Source organism: Saccharopolyspora phatthalungensis (assembly GCF_014203395.1).
GTDB lineage: Bacteria > Actinomycetota > Actinomycetes > Mycobacteriales > Pseudonocardiaceae > Saccharopolyspora > Saccharopolyspora phatthalungensis.
This window is the reverse complement of record NZ_JACHIW010000001.1, coordinates 826,750-842,793: the sequence shown is the minus strand read 5'-3', so window position 1 is coordinate 842,793 and position 16,044 is coordinate 826,750. Positions and strand designations below refer to the sequence as shown.

18 protein-coding genes and 1 tRNA gene are annotated in these 16,044 nt (G+C 69.3%); 5 read left to right on the top strand and 14 right to left on the bottom strand.

The window, feature by feature from the left end; genetic code table 11:
* Positions 1-68 precede the first annotated feature (68 nt).
* A complete protein-coding gene (locus BJ970_RS39370) occupies positions 69-857 on the top strand; it encodes an IclR family transcriptional regulator (protein ID WP_184723742.1) in 789 nt (262 codons plus the stop codon).
* A gap of 68 nt (positions 858-925) precedes the next feature.
* On the opposite strand, the gene BJ970_RS03695 is transcribed toward BJ970_RS39370, so the two are convergent.
* A complete protein-coding gene (locus BJ970_RS03695; RefSeq protein ID WP_184723739.1) occupies positions 926-1,708 on the bottom strand; it encodes a dioxygenase family protein in 783 nt (260 codons plus the stop codon).
* 79 nt (positions 1,709-1,787) lie between these two features.
* Here BJ970_RS03695 and BJ970_RS03690 point away from each other — a divergent pair, with 79 nt between their 5' ends.
* Positions 1,788-2,246, top strand: coding sequence for a MarR family winged helix-turn-helix transcriptional regulator (locus BJ970_RS03690; protein ID WP_184723736.1), 459 nt, complete (start codon positions 1,788-1,790; stop codon positions 2,244-2,246).
* A 254-nt stretch (positions 2,247-2,500) separates the two neighbouring features.
* Here the strand turns inward: BJ970_RS03690 and BJ970_RS03685 are convergent, their stop codons facing one another.
* Positions 2,501-2,653 carry a hypothetical protein gene (locus BJ970_RS03685; RefSeq protein ID WP_184723732.1) on the bottom strand — a complete coding sequence of 51 codons (153 nt, stop codon included), beginning with the start codon at positions 2,651-2,653 and terminating at the stop codon, positions 2,501-2,503.
* A 111-nt stretch (positions 2,654-2,764) separates the two neighbouring features.
* On the opposite strand from BJ970_RS03685, the gene BJ970_RS03680 reads away from it, so the two are divergent.
* Positions 2,765-3,841 carry a LysR family transcriptional regulator gene (locus tag BJ970_RS03680; RefSeq protein ID WP_312864093.1) on the top strand — a complete coding sequence of 359 codons (1,077 nt, stop codon included), beginning with the start codon at positions 2,765-2,767 and terminating at the stop codon, positions 3,839-3,841.
* Between the two features lie 209 nt (positions 3,842-4,050).
* A complete protein-coding gene (locus tag BJ970_RS39365; protein WP_184723729.1) occupies positions 4,051-5,568 on the top strand; it encodes a plasmid pRiA4b ORF-3 family protein in 1,518 nt (505 codons plus the stop codon).
* A gap of 112 nt (positions 5,569-5,680) precedes the next feature.
* Here the strand turns inward: BJ970_RS39365 and BJ970_RS03670 are convergent, their stop codons facing one another.
* Positions 5,681-6,391, bottom strand: coding sequence for an SdrD B-like domain-containing protein (locus BJ970_RS03670; protein ID WP_184723726.1), 711 nt, complete (start codon positions 6,389-6,391; stop codon positions 5,681-5,683).
* 393 nt (positions 6,392-6,784) lie between these two features.
* Positions 6,785-6,858, bottom strand: a tRNA-Leu gene (locus BJ970_RS03665).
* Positions 6,859-7,003: 145 nt separating this feature from the next.
* On the opposite strand from BJ970_RS03665, the gene BJ970_RS03660 reads away from it, so the two are divergent.
* The gene (locus BJ970_RS03660) at positions 7,004-7,225 is read left to right on the top strand and encodes a DUF3618 domain-containing protein (protein ID WP_184723723.1); all 222 of its coding nucleotides are present in this window, start codon (positions 7,004-7,006) and stop codon (positions 7,223-7,225) included.
* 53 nt (positions 7,226-7,278) lie between these two features.
* Here BJ970_RS03660 and BJ970_RS03655 read toward each other — a convergent pair whose 3' ends face one another.
* From BJ970_RS03655 to BJ970_RS03610, 10 genes are all read right to left on the bottom strand, one after another.
* Positions 7,279-7,995: an MOSC domain-containing protein gene (locus BJ970_RS03655; protein ID WP_184723720.1), complete on the bottom strand. Its 717-nt coding sequence runs from the start codon at positions 7,993-7,995 to the stop codon at positions 7,279-7,281.
* A gap of 55 nt (positions 7,996-8,050) precedes the next feature.
* Positions 8,051-8,719 (bottom strand): TetR/AcrR family transcriptional regulator, encoded by a 669-nt coding sequence (locus BJ970_RS03650; protein ID WP_184723717.1) that lies wholly within the window; start codon positions 8,717-8,719, stop codon positions 8,051-8,053.
* Positions 8,720-8,775: 56 nt separating this feature from the next.
* Entirely contained in the window at positions 8,776-9,081 is a 306-nt protein-coding gene (locus BJ970_RS03645; RefSeq protein WP_184723715.1) for a hypothetical protein, read from the bottom strand.
* A gap of 122 nt (positions 9,082-9,203) precedes the next feature.
* Positions 9,204-9,782 (bottom strand): nucleotidyltransferase family protein, encoded by a 579-nt coding sequence (locus BJ970_RS03640; RefSeq protein WP_184723712.1) that lies wholly within the window; start codon positions 9,780-9,782, stop codon positions 9,204-9,206.
* 37 nt (positions 9,783-9,819) lie between these two features.
* Complete coding sequence (locus BJ970_RS03635; RefSeq protein ID WP_184723709.1) at positions 9,820-10,008, bottom strand: hypothetical protein; 189 nt, start codon at positions 10,006-10,008, stop codon at positions 9,820-9,822.
* Between the two features lie 98 nt (positions 10,009-10,106).
* Entirely contained in the window at positions 10,107-10,595 is a 489-nt protein-coding gene (locus BJ970_RS03630; protein WP_184723706.1) for a nucleoside deaminase, read from the bottom strand.
* 75 nt (positions 10,596-10,670) lie between these two features.
* The gene (gene pucD / locus BJ970_RS03625; protein WP_184723703.1) at positions 10,671-12,974 is read right to left on the bottom strand and encodes a xanthine dehydrogenase subunit D; all 2,304 of its coding nucleotides are present in this window, start codon (positions 12,972-12,974) and stop codon (positions 10,671-10,673) included.
* Positions 12,975-13,047: 73 nt separating this feature from the next.
* Positions 13,048-14,409: an 8-oxoguanine deaminase gene (locus BJ970_RS03620; protein ID WP_184723700.1), complete on the bottom strand. Its 1,362-nt coding sequence runs from the start codon at positions 14,407-14,409 to the stop codon at positions 13,048-13,050.
* Positions 14,406-14,891, bottom strand: a complete 486-nt coding sequence (locus tag BJ970_RS03615; protein WP_184723697.1) for a (2Fe-2S)-binding protein — start codon at positions 14,889-14,891, stop codon at positions 14,406-14,408. Before BJ970_RS03615 ends, BJ970_RS03620 begins: the two co-directional genes overlap by 4 nt.
* Positions 14,882-15,751 (bottom strand): FAD binding domain-containing protein, encoded by an 870-nt coding sequence (locus BJ970_RS03610; protein ID WP_184723694.1) that lies wholly within the window; start codon positions 15,749-15,751, stop codon positions 14,882-14,884. Before BJ970_RS03610 ends, BJ970_RS03615 begins: the two co-directional genes overlap by 10 nt.
* Between the last annotated feature and the right edge of the window lie 293 nt (positions 15,752-16,044).

Here is a 16,044-nt window from a genome sequence, read left to right as displayed (position 1 = left end):
CCCGCTGTACTGTGCAGAAGGCCCCGCAGGGGTGAGTGCGGCGGCAACGGAGCAGGAGGAAAGTCGGCGTGAGGGCGGAACCGGTCACCGCTGAGCAGGCAGGCAGCGGGCAGAACGTGGTCAAATCCGCCGACCGCGCCCTGGTCATCCTGGAGTTGCTCTCCCGCGGCCGCCATCGGCTCAGCGACATCGCCGAGACCCTGCGGCTGCCGCTGTCCAGCGTGCATGGTCTGCTCGGCACCCTGGTGCATCGCGGGTTCGCCGAGTTCGACCAGACCACCCGCACCTACGGGCTGGGTTTGAAGGCCTGGACCGTCGGGCAGGGCTACACCGGGCACCGCGACATCGTCGGTCTGGCGCTGCCGCTGATGGAGCGGCTCGCGCAGGAAACCGGCGAGACCGTGCAGCTGTCCCGGCTGGACGGCGTCGAGAATGTCTACATCGCCATCGCCGAGTCGCCGCAGCCGATGAAGCTGGTGTCCGCGGTGGGCATGCGGCTGCCCGCGCACGCCGTCGGGCTGGGCAAGGCGTTGCTGGCCGGGCTGCCGGACGCCGAGCTGGGCCGACGCTACCGCGGCGTGGAGCTGGAGCGCTTCACCGAGAACACCGTGACGGAGCTGGCCGAGCTGCTGACCGAGATCGCGCAGACCCGCGCCCGCGGTTACGCCACCGACAACGAGGAGTACATCATCGGCTGCCGCTGCGTCGCGATGCCGATCCGCGACCACTCCGGCGAGGTCGTGGCCGCCATGTCGGTTTCCGCGCCGACGCCCCGCTGCGGGCCGAACTGGACCGACCAGACCCGCGCCCCGCTGTCCTTTGTGGTCGCCTCCGTCGAGCAGCAGCTCCGCCGCTGAGCAGCCCTGGTGAGTGGTAATGGCCGCGCTACCGGCCAACAGCCACGCACGACCGTTCTGGCCGCCGCTCACGAGCCGAATTGGATCGAACGTTTGGCCAGGCCCCACCAGAAGCCATCGATGGCCATCTTCTGCTGGTCGAGGTCGGTGCCGGCCGCGCCCAGCGTCACGAACAGCGGTGCGAAGTGCTCGGTGCGGGGATGCGCCAGGCGGCCCGCCGGGGCCTTGCGCTGGAAGTCGAGGAGGGCATCGACATCGTGCGCCGCGAGCGCTCGCTGGCCCCAGTCGTCGAACTCCACCGACCAATTCGGGGTGGTCTCGGCGCGTAGCGCGGCGAGGTTGTGGGTGAAGAAGCCGCTGCCGACGATCAGCACACCCTCGTCGCGCAGCGGTTCCAGCGCCTGGCCAATGCGCATCAGGCGCTCCGGCTCCAAGGTCGGCATGGAGATCTGCAGAACCGGCACGTCGGCGTCGAGGTACATCTCCTTGAGCGGCACGTACGCGCCGTGATCGAGGCCGCGCTCCGGGAAGTCCTGCACCGGGGTGTCCGGGCTGCGCAGCAAAGCACGCACTCGCGCGGCAAGTTCTGGGGCGCCCGGCGCGGCGTACCGCACCGCGTAGTAGTGCTCGGGGAAGCCCCAGAAGTCGTACACCAGCGGCACGGTCGCGGTGGCGCCGATCGCCAGCGGGGCTTCTTCCCAGTGCGCCGAGATGATCAGGATTGCCTTGGGCTTGGGTAAACCGCGCGACCAGGCGGCGAGCTGGTCGGGCCACAGCGGGTCGTCGGCCAGCGGCGGGGCGCCGTGGCTGAGGTAGAGAGCGGGCATCCGTTCCGATGTCGGCGCGGTCATGGCGGTCCTCCAAAGTTCGAATTTGAACTACCACCCACCGTACTTGGTAGTTCAAATTCGAACAAGATAGCCTGCGGGCATGACGGAACCGCGCTGGCTGGACGCCGAGGAAATGGCGGCCTGGACTGCCTTCCTAGAAGCGAGCAACCTGGTCGCCCGGCGGGTCGAGCAGCAGCTGCGCGAGCAGGCCGGGCTGTCCCACCCGCAGTACGAGATCCTGGTCCGCCTCGCCGCCGCGCCGGACGGTGAGATGCGCATGACGGAACTCGCCGAGCAGGTGGTGACCTCGAAGAGCGGCCTGACCTACCAGGTCACCCAGCTGGAAAAGGCGGGATTGGTGCGCCGCCGGACCTGCGAGACCGATGATCGGGGCGTCTGTGCCGGGCTCACCGACGCGGGTCGGGAGAAGCTGCGGGCCACCGCGCCCGGGCACGTCGAACTGGTCCGCGCCAACCTCATCGACGTGCTCAGCCGCGACCAGCTGAGCGCCATCGCGACGGGGCTGGGCGCGGTGGCACGCGCGCTCCGCGAGGGCTGACCGCGCGTAAGATCTCCCGATCCGGAACTGACTTCAGATATGTGAAGACGGTTGCTAGTCCTGTGCGGCGCCGACGACGTGATGGAGCTGGAGATCGACGTCCTTGGCCGCCCGCAGCTCAAGTAGGCATGAGAGGCGGCGGCCCGGCACCGAAGTCGGTGCCGGGCCGCCGCGTTGCGGAATTCCGCAGCGAGACCCCCGCACTCGCCGCGATTCCCCAGCGCCGACCCCCAGGACGGCGCTGCCGACCAGGCTCAGGCCGCGAGCGTGCGGGCCTTCGCGAACCGGTTGTTGGCGGGGCCCGCATCCGTGCGAATAGCCCCGATCTCACCGGCCGGTACGGAACCGAACCGGGCGGTCGCCGATGGGCCGCTGCGGGCGAGCCAGATCATTACACCGCGCCGCACCGGTTTCCAGTATTTCGCGAAAAGATTTCCGGAGATCATTGGTTCTGGAAACCAGATCAGTTCGGGGCACTACACTCCCGGGCGGGGAAACAGAAGAGAGGGAAGCGTGCCGTGCCGCTAGCCGGAACCGCCAGCCTGCCCGCGACCGACCCGCGCAGCCGCTTGCTACGGTCGCCCGCGGCGTTGCTGGAGACCACCTTGGACCAGTTGCGAACGTTGATCCTGGTGCACGAGGTGGGAACCGCACTGGCCGCGGCGCGATCGCTGGGCCGCGAGCAGTCCAGTGTGCAGAAGCAGTTGGACACGTTAAACCGGAATTTCCAACAACTCTGCGGGGAACCGCTGGTCATCAAGCAGGGGCGCGGGAAGAAGGTGTTGTTCACCGCGTCCGGGGAATCCTTCGTGGCGATCGCGCGGGAAACGTTGGGCGACTGGCTGGACGGGGTGCACGAATCGCGACGCCTTCGCGGCGAAACGGTTACCGTGGGCACCACTCGCTTTACTCTGGGTTTTCTCGCGAATGCGGGTGAGCACGTCGCGGCGGAATTCCAGGAACGCGGAATCGACTTGCGCGTCACGCACTTGCGGACCCGCGAATTGCTGGATGCGCTGCGGACGAAACAGGCGGATCTGGTCTGCGGCAGCGTGTTGATCACAGCGGATGACGCCGCCGCGCTGGCCGAATTCGAGGTGATGGAATGGCGGCGCAGCGGGTTGAGCCTCGTCACGAACCTGTCCCGTGGGCGGTTGCCGAATCGGGTGATGCGGGCCAGTGAACTGCACGGCGTGCCGCTGGTGGTTCCGGCCAGCGGACTGATCTCCGGATTCCTGCACGGCTGGTTCGGCACCGATTTCCGGGAGAAGCTCGACATCGCCGCCGAGATCGACGACGTGCGCTACGGGTTCGACCTGCTGCGCTCGGAATTGCTACACGGCTGCATGATCGTCACGCAGGGCGTGGGCGAAGCGGCCGGTGACGGGCGGCTACCGGAGGGGCAGGGCCTGCGGACTATCGAGTTGGTCAACGACGTCGGCCCGAAGATGCAGGTGCTGGTGGGCGCGTTCACGCGGCGCGGGGAACGGCAGAGCTACTATGCCGAGCACCCGCTGAATCTGCTGTGGACCGCGCTGGAGCTGGAGAACGCCAAGTGGAAACGCGGCGAAGCAGCCAACGCGAAGATGTCCTGACGTTAGCGAGTGTTTCAAAGGTGGTTTGCGTAGCGGTGCCGGTAGCGGCCCCTGCGGGAGTTACCGTCGCCGCCTGGTCTCCGGGATCCCCGACTTATGTATGGCCACTGGGCGGGCCCCGCCATACCACGGCCCTGGAGTGGCTCGCCGACCGTTGATGAGTGCCCCCCAGTGAGTTTCGGGCGAAGCTGGATGCACACTGTGCAACTGTGGCAGCGAAGCGAAAGTCCCGGCCCGATGTAGTCGAGTCCACAACAGCGTCCGGCTGCACCTGCCCGGACTGCACCGGACCGCAGGACCCCGGCGAACTCCTTGAAACCATCTTCGAAAGTGCTTCGGCGCTGGCAGCCGAAGAAGATCCGCTGCGGGTGGAACTCCTGGTCGTCGGGTTCGCGCAATTCCAGCAGTTCGTTCCGGGGGCCGACGAAGTGCTGGTCGGTTCGGTCATCCCGGCCGCAGAAGCCCGTGCCGACGAATCCGCCCTGGCGTCCCTTGCCCTGATCGCCCAGGCACGGCAGGGAAAGGCCGGAGCGGCGGCAGCGGCCGCGACCGACCGCCTGGTTGAGGCGGGCATGACGAAGCCGGCGTGGGCGGAACCGGCCGAGCCCGTCATGGCGGGCGACTACCGGAGGCTGGTGGACACGGACGGTGAGTTCGCCGTTTTCTTCGGTGCCTTCTCGTTGGCGGGTCGTCGACACGCGGCCGTGGTCGAGGTCGACCTGGTGCCGTGCGGTCACGTGGTGGGCATCGCTTTTTCGGACGTCAGCGAGCTTGACGAACTCGTGGCCGATTGCATGACCGAGTTCGCTGCGGAGGGCAGCCAGCTACGAGAGGAGAAGCTGGATCCGGCCGAGTTCCGTTGGCATCTGGAGACTGTCCTTGCCACGACGGCCGACCATGACGACGACGAGCAGTCCGTCGAGGAGTTGTTGGCGGGCGAGGGGGTGCCCTACCCGGTTTCGACGGCCGTTCTGCGGTCTCGGCTGGAGGCACTGCCGGAACACGGGAAAGAACTGGCCTCGCACGGCGATCACTGCCACGATGGCCAAACGTCGCTAGCCGAGGTCATCGCAGGACTTCCGCGCGCAAGTGCACTCGGTGGCGCGCTCAGGGCTGCGACGGACAACCGCGAGCGGGCGGTCAAGCTGCCGCCGAAGCGGAAGAAGGCGGACGGTCCGGCACCGATCTACCAGCTCAAGGCCTCGCTGCGGAACGCGAAGCCGCCGATCTGGCGCCGGCTCGAAGTGCCCGCCGACCTCCGCCTGTCCGAGTTGCACGAACTGATCCAGCTCGCGTTCGGGTGGGAAGACTCCCACCTGCACGTCTTCGAAACGCCCTACGGTGACTTCGGAATTCGGGACCCAGACCTCGGTTTCCGTTCGGAGCGGCCGGTCACCCTGGAGCAGGTCGTCGGTGCGAAGGACCGCATCCGGTACCGCTACGACTTCGGCGACAACTGGGAACTCGATATCCTCGTGGAGAAACTGCTCGACCGGGACGCGGACGTGCGGTATCCACGTTGCACCGGCGGACGCCGGGCAGCGCCCCCGGACGATTGCGGCGGCATCTGGGGCTACGCAGAACTCGTTGAGGTCCTCGGCGACCCGGAGCACCCCGACCACGAAGACATGCTGGGGTGGCTCGGGTTGGACAGCGCGGACCAGTTCGACCCGAAGGCGTTCGATGCCGCAGCGGTCACGAAAGCCTTCCGAAAGATGCGCGGCTGACTCGCATCCCGGCCGCGCCGTCGATGCGCTCGCGCACCAAGTCGGCGTGGCCGTTGCCCATTGCCGCCCGTCCGGGCTGCATGATCGCGGTCGCCTAATCGACCGCGCCGGGCTACCGGGTGATCAGCCCGATGTCGAGATTCGGGATCTGGTTGATTGCGCCGTTGGGCACCTCGACGACTGCGGTGGCCGTTCCGTCGGCCGGATCGGCATCGGAGTCGGTCGCGGGCGGGCCGACGTGCTGCGGCGAGAATCCCATGCCCACGGGCGGGACGAAGCGCAGGACGTAGGTGCCGGTTGCCTGGTTCGGCATCGCGTAACGCCCGATACAGTCGGTGCCGCTGCCCCACCTGCCGATCCAGAACTGGATACCGGGCAGCAGCGGCTCGTCCGGCTGACGTTGCCCGTCGGCGTTCAGGTCGTGCCAGGTGACCCCGGTGATGTCGCTGCCGAGCTTGCCGAAGTCGGCGCGGCTGGTACCGCGCGGGACCACTTCCACGACGGTCTCGCTGGGGGTGGTCGGCTGATAGCCGATCGGGTTGATGCCGACCCGGTACCGGCCGGGCGGCACATGGGGAATCTCGTACGTGGCATCGGGATTCGTGCCAACCGTGGCCACCCAACGGCCGTCCAGGTGGTACAGGCCAACGGCGCTGCCGCCGCCCGGCTCGCCTGGCTGCCACCGGCCATCGGCGTTGCGGTCAAAGAAGTGCAACCCGCGCACGGTCCCGGTGGCCGGCTGAGCTGTCGCCGGAGTCGCCGACCCCAGCAGGGCCAGCACGCCCACCGAGACCACAACCACGCGTTTCCCTCTGCCCGCCATCGCGTCTCCGATCGCAACCGAAAGCCTTCTTGCTGCGTATACGCACATTCTCCGCCCGCGGTTGCCAGCAGGTCGGTCAGCACCGGGGCCGGTTCGACGCGGAACGCACTAGCTCGACGCCGCCGTGATGCCGAGTGGCGCAGGTCTGCGCAACCCCGCAAACACCCGCCACCCATCATCCAGAGGGCCTAACGCTTCACAACACGAACACCCCGGCGGCCAGCGACAGCACGGGAAGGCTGGTCTGTGAGCAGGCAGGGAACAAATCGAAAGGTGCTGAGCCGACGCGACGCGACCACCGCACCGTGGGGTCCTACGGGGGCTCGGCCCCGTAGGCGACACGCGAAACGCAAAATGGCGAGCGCTCTCCGCGAGCACTCGCCACCCATTGCGTGGGGCCGGAGAGACTCGAACTCTCACTGGCTAGGACCTAAACCTAGTGCCTCTGCCAATTGGGCTACGACCCCTTTTGCACAGCGTAGCGGGTGGCGTGATCTCGCCGGTAAGGGCGTTGCCCAACCGGGTGCGGGGCGCGACACGCGAACCGCTGGTGCGTGGTAGGTCCGGCAGTGCTCTACGGTGTCAACAGCCAGGTGAACGTGAGGAGGACGCGTGGCCCGTGATCCAGACACCATCGAACGCGACATCGAGCAGGCGCGTGAAGCGCTGGCTGCCACGCTGGACCAACTGAGCGTCAAGGCGGACCCGAAGCGTTTCGTCGAGTACGGCAAGTCCAGCGTGCAGGAGAAGCTCAGCGACCCGAGGGTGCGTTACGCCCTGATCGGTGTCGGCGCTCTCATTTCCATCGCAGTGGTGCGCAAGCTCTTCCGGTGATGCCCGTGGCTGTGCTGGTGTGGGCGCCCCAGCACATCCACGACTGATCGGCCTCAATGCAGCGATACGGCGTCGTCCCGGCGCACCGTTCCGGGCTTGGTGACGCGCATGATCACGCCGAACTTGTTCTCATGGCGGCGGATCAGGTGGGTTTGCAGGTCCCGCCACCGCTCCCGGCCTTCGGCGTCCCAGCTGGGTACGGCGCAGCGGATGCACGGCCCGGCCTCGTCGCCGGTGACCGCCAGTTCCACGTCACCTGCGGTGAGCACGGTGCCCGGTTCCCACTCTTCTTCGGCGAAGGCCGGCAGGTCGGCGGTCACGTGCAGGTTCGTGCGGAATCGGCGCAGGTCGACATCGGCGCCCAGTTCCGCGCAGAGCCCGGCGCGGGATGCCTCAAAAGTGACGAGCACGGTCGGCCCGCGGTCCTGCTGCCCGTCCGCCGCGTGCAGGCGCAGCGGGATGTTCAGCGAGCTGGCTAGCGCGTCGACGAGTTTGGGGTCCGACCAGGACCATTCGACCCCGTCTGGGTCTTGCACGGTCGGCGGTTCGGTCGGGTCGGTGGTCTCGCCGTAGCTGGCCCCCCAGCTGAGCATGGCGGGGTTCTGCCGGACCGTCAGCACGTTGCCGGACCGGGTGTCGCGTTCGTCGAGCAGCGTGTAGGCGCGATCGCCGGCCATGCCGCGCTCGTCGAAGCGGGCCGCGTTCACGCGCTCACCGCGCAGCGACTTCACCGGCCAGCGGCTGAGCTCCGTCACCGATCCCTGCGCCACCCAGACCTCCGTTCACCGGGTTTCTCCACCTTAACGCGTGGGTTGTGCCGCCGTATTACGCCGACGGCGTGGATCCGCCGCGCAGCAGCGGCAGAAGCGCTTCGTGGAGGAGGCGGTCGACGAATCGGGCGTCCAGCGGCTCGCCCGTGAGCATCAGGCGGTGGATGAGCCCGGCGCCGGCGAGTTCGACGACCGTGTCGATCGGGGCGTCGGAGCGGATCTCGCCGCGCTGTACGCCGCGTTCCATGATGCGGCGCAGCATGTCGCGCTGCGGCAGCAGGAAGGACTCGCGGAACGCCGCAGCCAGTTCGGGTTCGTGCGGCAGTTCGCCGACCAGCGCCTGGGCGGCCTTGCCGGCCGGGCCGGTGAGGAACGAGGCGAAGCCGCGGAGGAACTCGCCGAGGTCGCCTTCGATGGAGCCCCGGTCGGGCTCCGGGACGCTGCGTTGCACGAGCTGGTTGCAGGTGTCGATGACCAGGTCGAGCTTGGAGTCCCAGCGGCGGTAGATGGTGGCTTTGCCCGCACGCGCGTGGGCGGCGACGGCGTCCATCGTTAACGCGCGGTAGCCGACCTGGGCCAGCACCTCCATCGCGGCTTGGCGCAGCGCTGCGTCGCGGGTGGCGTCCCGCGGTCGCCCCCGGCCGGTGGCGGGGCGGCTCGGTTCGACGCTGGCCAACGCTGCTTCCTCCTCGCGTGCACTGCTCGGCGCATTCACGACCGACATCCTATGGTTCGCGCCGGATTCGTCCACTGTGCACGCATTCCGAGTGTCGCGCGCGGTCACCGGGTACCGCGAGTGCTGGGCGTACTGACCGCGGCGGCGGCCTGGCGGGTCGCCTCGTCGGACAGGCCGTGCCTGGCCTGTAGGTAGGCCGTGGTGAAGGCGAAGCCGTCGCCGTTGAGCAGGTGGATCACGACCCGACCGGCGGCGCTGGGCGAGAACTGCTCGATGAGTTGGTCGGCCTGGTCCCGCGCCGCGATCAGGCCCGGCGCGCGGGCCGTGCGGCGATCCTTACCGGCCGTGACGGTGACCAGCCAGTCGTCGCCGTCCGGCACGTAGTTGGCGGTGATGTGTCCGCTTGCCATGAATGCCTCCGCCTCCGGCTTGCTCGGGCGTTCTGTTGCGTCGCGGACCGGGTGCCACGACGGCACCGATTCGGGTCGGCGCTGCGCAGCGGCTCCGGGCCGGTCACGCGTGGCCGTCGACTCTACGGGTCCACCGGGTCGAGGTCTTCGGGACGGTCGATATCGAAGCCTTCCGATACGTCGTCACAGGACAGCAGGGTCACTTCGCGATCCTTGAGGTAACCGCGCGCACCGGCGTCACCGGTGGCCGCCTGGCTGGCCCCGGCCCAGTGCCGGCGGCCGAGCAGTACCGGGTGGCTGCGGATGCCGTGGTGGGCTGCGGCGGCGAGGGCGGTGGGGCTGGCGTGCGCGGCCACTCGCCGGACGGCCTCCGGGCCGATCCCGGGCATGTCCACCGGCAGCACGAGCGCGGCGGTGGCATCGGTCGGGGCCAGCGCGTCGAGCGCGGCGCGCAGCGAAGAGCCCATGCCGGTGGGCCAGTCCGGGTTGATCACGACCGTCACGCCGGTCAGCGCGGCGCGCTCGCGAACTTCGTCCGCGGCGGCCCCGAGGACCACCACGATCGGCGCGCAGCCGCCTGCGGCGAGCACCTGTGCGGCCCGGTCGACCAGCAGTGTGCCGCGGTATTCCACCAGTGCCTTCGGCATCCCGAAGCGGCGGCCCGCCCCGGCCGCCAGCACGATCCCGGCAACTCCCGACATTCCCACCTCCGCAAAGGTACCCATCCGTGCGACTCGGTCACGGGTACCCCGCACTCCACTTGCGCCGGGTGATCTTGATGACCGCGAACGCGACCAGACCCGCCCCGATGCCGTTGTGATCAGGTAGGCGAACGGGATGACCGCGATGGTCAGGAACGCTTGGGATCACGTAGTCGCACGGGACTTGCCGGACCTGGGCCATCATCAGCGCGCTGGCGGGCGCCACCGCTGGCGGGGCGAGTCGGCGTTCTTGCCGCGAAATTGGCGTTTCCCCAGCGCCGGGTGTCCATTGGGTTGCGGTCGCGCTGGAAAACGCGCACGACGTCAGTAGTCCACCCGGTCGGCTTTGCCGCGCCAGGCATCGAAAGCGGCGTTGCGGTTGGGCATCCGCACCCGCAGAACGGGCGTCGGGCACTTCGTCTCGGGGTCCTCGAACGCGTCGTAGAAGGCCCGGTCATCGAAGCCCGCATCGGCGGCGTCATCGCGGTCGGCGGCGAACAGCACCCGGTCGACTCGCGCCCACAGCGCCGCGGCCAGGCACATCGGGCACGGCTCGCACGACGTCACCAGCACGCAACCGGCCAGCTTGAAGGAGTCCAAGGCCCGGCAGGCGTTGCGGATCGCGGTCACCTCCGCATGCGCGGTCGGATCGAGGTCGGCGGTTACCTTATTGGTTCCGGTCGCGATGATCTCGCCATCCCGGACGATCAAGGCGCCGAAAGGCCCGCCGTCATTGTCCACATTGGACGTAGCAAGTTCGATGGCGCGGGCCATCCAGTCCTGTTCGGTGCCCACCGCGACGTCCACGGACATTGCTTCGCTCCTAGGGTTTCTCGTGGATTGGGTTGCCGTGCCGGCGGCCCGGTACCGCCGCCACAGCGGGTCCGGTCACACGATGTGTTCGGGGGCCACCGGGATGTGCGTGAGTTCCTTGCCGGTGGCGGCGCGGATGGCGGCCACGATGGCCGGAGTGGTGGAGATCGTCGGCGGCTCGCCAACCCCGCGAATCCCGTAGGGCGCGTTCGGGTCGCCGCGCTCGATCACGTCGATCTCCATCGGCGGCATGTCCAGGATCGTCGGGATCAGGTAGTCGGTGAAGGAGGGATTGCGGATGTGCCCCCCGGCGACCTTGATCTCCTCCATCACCGCCAGTCCCAGGCCCTGCGCGGAGCCGCCCTGGATCTGCCCGAGTATCGCGTCCGGGTTGATCGCCCGGCCGACGTCCTGGGCGCAGGCCAGCTGCACCACCTTGACCAGACCGAGGTCGAGGTCCACGTCGACCACCGCGCGGTGCGCGGAGAACGCGTGCTGCGCCTGCACTCGCTCGCTGCGGCCGGTGTCGTCCATCGGGAAGGTCTCGCGGTGGTGAAACTCCCGGGTTTCCTCGATCACGTCGTCGCCAAGCACCTCGACGAGATCGGTCAGCACACCGTTGACCACGGACACGATCTTGCCGCCGTGCAGGGACAACTGCGCCGGATCGACGTCGTAGCGCTCCGCCGCCCGCCGGAACAGCGCCTCCCGCACCGCGTGGCAGGCGGCCTTGACCGCACCGCCGGTGACGTAGGTCTGCCGGGATGCGGAGCTGGATCCGGCCGGACCGACGCTGGTGTCGTTGGGGTGGATGGTGACCCGCTCGACGCCGAGTTCGGTCCGGGCGATCTGCTGCTGCACGGTGACCAGGCCCTGCCCGACCTCGGCGGCGGCGGTGTGCACCATGGCCGCGGGCTCACCGCCGATGGCCTGCAACCGCACCCGCGCTGTGGAGAAGTCGTCGGCGCCTTCGGCGTAGCAGATGTTCTTGATCGTCACGCCGTAGCCGATACCGCGCACTACGCCTTCGCCGTGCGTGGTGTTCGACACCCCGCCAGGCAGTTCACGGATGTCCACGGGGCCGGTGCGTTCTTCCGGAAGCGGCAACGCGCGCACCCGCTCCAGCAGTTCCGCGACCGGCGCCGGGTAGTCCAGCACCTGGCCGGTCGGGATCGAGTCGCCCTGCTCGATGGCGTTGCGAATGCGCAGCTCGACAGGGTCCATGCGCAACGCGGCGGAGAGTTTGTCCATTTGGGACTCATACGCGAAAGTCGGCTGTACCGCGCCAAGCCCGCGCATCGCGCCGCACGGCGGGTTGTTGGTGTAGAGGCCCCAGCCCTCGATGTCCACGTTCGGCACGGCGTAGGGGCCGGCGCCGAGGGTGGTGCCGTTGCCGACCACCACCGGCGTCTTCGAGGCGTAGGCGCCGCCGTCGAAGTACTGCCGCGCCTTGATGTAGACGAGTTTCCCGTCGCGAGTCGCGCCGTGCTCGTAGTACATCTTGGCCGGATGCCGATGCACGTGGCCGTAGAACGACTCCTCGCGGTGGTAAACCATCTTCACTGGTTTGCCCAGGTGCAGCGCGAGCATGCACACGTGGATCTGGATGGACAGGTCCTCCCGGCCGCCGAACGCGCCGCCGACGCCGGACATGGTCATCCGCACCTTCTCCGGCGGCAGCCCGAGCGCCCGCGCGGTCTGCTTGCGGTCGGAGTGCAGGTCCTGGGTCGCCAGGTACAGGTCGATCCCGCCGTCCTCGGCGGGGATGGCCAGCCCGGACTCGGGCCCCAGGAACGCCTGATCCTGCATCCCGACGGTGTAAACGCCGGACACCACGACCTCGGCGGTGGCCTTCGGATCGCCCTTGATGATCTTCTGGTGGCGCACCACGTTGCCGCCCGGGTGCAGCTTCGGCAACGTGTCGTCGTGCGCGGCCCGCTCCGCGTCGACGACCGGCTCCAGTACCTCGTAGTCGACGACGATGCGCTCCAGCGCCCGCCGCGCGGTCTCCGGGTGGTCGGCGGCGACCAGCGCGACCGCCTCGCCCTTGTAGCGCACCACGCCGACGGCCAGCACCGGCTGGTCGGCGAACTTCAGGCCGTAGCAGTTCTCGCCCGGCACGTCCTCGGCGGTCAGCACGGTCTGCACCCCGGCCATCGCCATTGCCGGGCCGACGTCGATCGACTTGATCCGCGCGTACGGGTGCGGGCTGCGCAGCGTCGCCCCCCACAACATGTCCTCGGCCCACAGATCCGAGGCGTAGGCGAACTCTCCGCGCACCTTGATCGCACCGTCCGGGCGCAGCGGGGATTCGCCGATGCCGCCGCTGATGGCGTCGTTGAGCTCCTGCGGACTGCGAGCAGGTGCGTGGCCGTTCATCGGACCACCTCCAGTGCCCTGCGCGACAGCCGCACCCGGTCGGCTTTTCTGAGCGAGGAGCGGGGATTTTGGCTCATGACGCCTCCTGAGTGCGGATCCGGGCGCTCGCCCGGTGGAGTTCGTCGGTGAGAACGGTCTCCGACACCGGCATCAGCCGACCGTCGTCGACCACGACGGTGCCGCCGCGCAGCAGCCACGCCAGCTTCGGCAGCCGAGCGAGCACCAGCGCGGCGACCGGATCGGCGATGCCCGCGTGATCGAGGTCGCGCAGCTGCCAGACCGCGATGTCGGCGAGCTTCCCGGGCTCCAACGACCCCAGCTCGTCGTCCCGGCCGAGGCAGCGCGCACCGCCACGGGTGGCGAGCCGCAGCGCGTCGCGAACCGTAAGAGCCCGCGGCCCGTATCGGGCGCGCGAAACCAGCAGCGCCTGGCGCATCTCCTCGCCGAGCCCGCCGGCCTCGTTGGAGGCGACCCCGTCGACTCCCAGTCCGACCGGGGAGCCGGCGTCCAGCAACGGCCGAACCGGTGCGATCCCGGCACCCAGCCGCCCGTTGGAGCTGGGGCAGTGCGCCACGCCGGTGCCGGTCTCGCCGAGCCGGGTGATTCCCTTGCCGGACAGGTGGATCGTGTGCGCCAGCCACACGTCCGGCCCGAGCCAGCCCAGCTCGTCGGCGTACTCGACGGGGGTGCGGCCGAACTCGGCGCGGCACTGCTCCTCCTCGTCGGCGGTCTCCGCGAGGTGGGTGTGCAGCCGAACCTCGTTGCGGCGCGCCAATTCCGCGGCCTGACGCATGAGATCGGGGCTGACGGAGAACGGTGCGCACGGGCCGACCGCGACGCGCACCCGCGCGCCGGGTTCCGGGTCGTGGAAGCGGTCGATCGCGTCCTGAGTGCCGGCCAGCGCCGCGTCGAGGTCTTCGACGACGGAATCCGGTGGCAGCCCGCCGTGCAAGCGGCCCCGGTCCATCGAACCGCGTACCGCATGCAGCCGCACGCCGATCCGCTCGGCCGCGGCGACCACCGCGCCGAGAACGTCGCCGCCGGTCCGGGGAAAGACGTAGTGGTGGTCGGCGGCCGTGGTGCAGCCGGACAGCGCCATCCTGGCCAGGCCCGCCGACGCGGCGGCGTGTGTGATCTCCGCGTCAATGCCCGCCCAGACCGGGTACAGCTCGGCCAGCCAGTCGAACAGCGCCGCGTCCGTCGCGTAGCCGCGAGTGGCCCACTGGTAGAGGTGGTGGTGGGTGTTGATCAGCCCCGGGGTGACCAGGCAGCCGGACGCATTGATGCGCCGCACCGGGCCCTCCTGGGCCGAGGCGGAACCGGGGCCGACCGCCACGATGCGCTCACCCTCGACGACGACGTGGCCCTCGCCGAACTCGGTGCCCGAGTCGTCGACCGTGACCACGGCGCCGCCCTCGATGATGGTCCGGCTCATGCGTGTGCCTTCCGCTCTGTTGCCTTCCGCTGGGCGGCGAGCCGGACGGCGTCCATGATCTTCTCGTAGCCGGTGCAGCGGCACAGGTTCCCGGCCAGCGACTCGCGGATCTCCGCGTCGGACGGGTTCGGCTTGCGGTTGAGCAGGTCGTGCGTCTGTACCAGCAGCCCCGGCGTGCAGAAGCCGCATTGCACCGCTCCCGCCTCGACGAACGCCGCCTGCACCTCGTCGAGCCGTTCGCCGTCGGCAAGGCCCTCCACGGTGCGCACGTCGCGGCCCTCGGCCTGCCCGGCCGCGACCAGGCACGCACAGGCCGGGACTCCGTCCAGGTAAACCGTGCAGGAGCCGCATTCGCCCTGCTCACAAGCGTTCTTCGAGCCGGGTAGGCCGAGCCGCTCGCGCAGCACGTACAGCAGGCTCTCGCCCTCCCACACGTCGTCGGCCTCGTGCGGCTGTCCGTTGACGGTGACCGTCAGGCGCATTCCTGCCTCCCTGAACAGTGGTCGTGCCAGACCCAGGACAGGGTCCGGCGGGCCATCACGGCCAGGGCGTGGCGGCGGTAGTCGGCGGTGCCGCGCACGTCGTCGATCGGCGATGCGGCCTGCGCGACCAGCTCGCCGAAGCGATGGGCCACCGATTCCGCCAACGGCCGCCGCCGTTCCCAGTCGAGCTCGGCGTTCACAAATTCCTCGGCGACCGGCGCGCGCAGTGGTGTCGGCGCGGCGGAACCGATGCCGGTGCCGACCTGCCGCCGGTCGGGGTGCAGCGCGATGGCGAAGGTGCACATCGCGATGACCATCGCGTTGCGGGTGCCGACCTTGGAGAACTGCTGCGGGCCGGTCGCCGGGGCGAGATGCACGGCAGCGATCAGCTCATCCTCGGCCAGCGCGTTGCGTTTGACGCCGGTAAAGAACTCGGTCGCCGGGATCAGCCGCTTGCCGCGCACCGACTCCACCTCGATCAGCGCGTCGGAGGCCAACAGCGGCGGGTGGCCGTCGCCGGCGGGGGAGGCGGAGCCGAGGTTGCCGCCGAGCGTGCCGCGATTGCGGATCTGCGGCGAGCCGACGGTGCGGCTGGCGATCGCCAGACCCGGTACCCGGTCGCCGAGCTCGTTGATCAGGCGCGTGTAGGGCAGGCCCGCGCCGATGCGCAGCGCCTCGTTCGCCTCGGACCAGCCGGTCAGCTCCGGCACGCCGGTCAGGTCCAGTAGCGCGCTGGGGCGCAGGTGGTCGAAGTTGATCCCGACCATCACGTCGGTGCCACCGGCGATCGGCGTCGCGCCCGGATGCGCGGCCTTGCCTTCGAGAGCCTCCCGCCACGAGGCAGGGCGGAGGAATTCCACGCTTGCACTCCTTGTCACGGCCGGTGAAAAGGTGTGAGTAAGTACACAACCGGGGGGCTTTCGGTGACTAGCGGTGGAAGGCCCGAAAAAGCCTTCCCGGGGCCGGACGCCAGTTGTATGTTTCTCCGAATACGGGTCGCTCCGTTACCAGTTCGGGTCACCCGAGCGAAACACGGCGGAGCTCCCACCCAGAACAGATGCCTGCTTCGGGCCGGAGGTCGCGGTCGGCGGCTGCGACCGACGAGATGCAGGCTCCCGGGCTTCGCGGCGGAGCGCGGGCAGAGGCTCTGAGG

Coding starts and splice junctions, on each gene's coding strand:
- BJ970_RS03695 (WP_184723739.1), bottom strand. CDS start 1,708: ATGACCGCGCCGACATCGGAACGGATGCCCGCTCTCTACCTCAGCCAC.
- BJ970_RS03690 (WP_184723736.1), top strand. CDS start 1,788: ATGACGGAACCGCGCTGGCTGGACGCCGAGGAAATGGCGGCCTGGACT.
- BJ970_RS03670 (WP_184723726.1), bottom strand. CDS start 6,391: ATGGCGGGCAGAGGGAAACGCGTGGTTGTGGTCTCGGTGGGCGTGCTG.
- BJ970_RS03650 (WP_184723717.1), bottom strand. CDS start 8,719: ATGTCGGTCGTGAATGCGCCGAGCAGTGCACGCGAGGAGGAAGCAGCG.
- BJ970_RS03645 (WP_184723715.1), bottom strand. CDS start 9,081: ATGGCAAGCGGACACATCACCGCCAACTACGTGCCGGACGGCGACGAC.
- BJ970_RS03640 (WP_184723712.1), bottom strand. CDS start 9,782: ATGTCGGGAGTTGCCGGGATCGTGCTGGCGGCCGGGGCGGGCCGCCGC.
- BJ970_RS03630 (WP_184723706.1), bottom strand. CDS start 10,595: ATGTCCGTGGACGTCGCGGTGGGCACCGAACAGGACTGGATGGCCCGC.
- pucD (WP_184723703.1), bottom strand. CDS start 12,974: ATGAACGGCCACGCACCTGCTCGCAGTCCGCAGGAGCTCAACGACGCC.
- BJ970_RS03620 (WP_184723700.1), bottom strand. CDS start 14,409: ATGAGCCGGACCATCATCGAGGGCGGCGCCGTGGTCACGGTCGACGAC.
- BJ970_RS03615 (WP_184723697.1), bottom strand. CDS start 14,891: ATGCGCCTGACGGTCACCGTCAACGGACAGCCGCACGAGGCCGACGAC.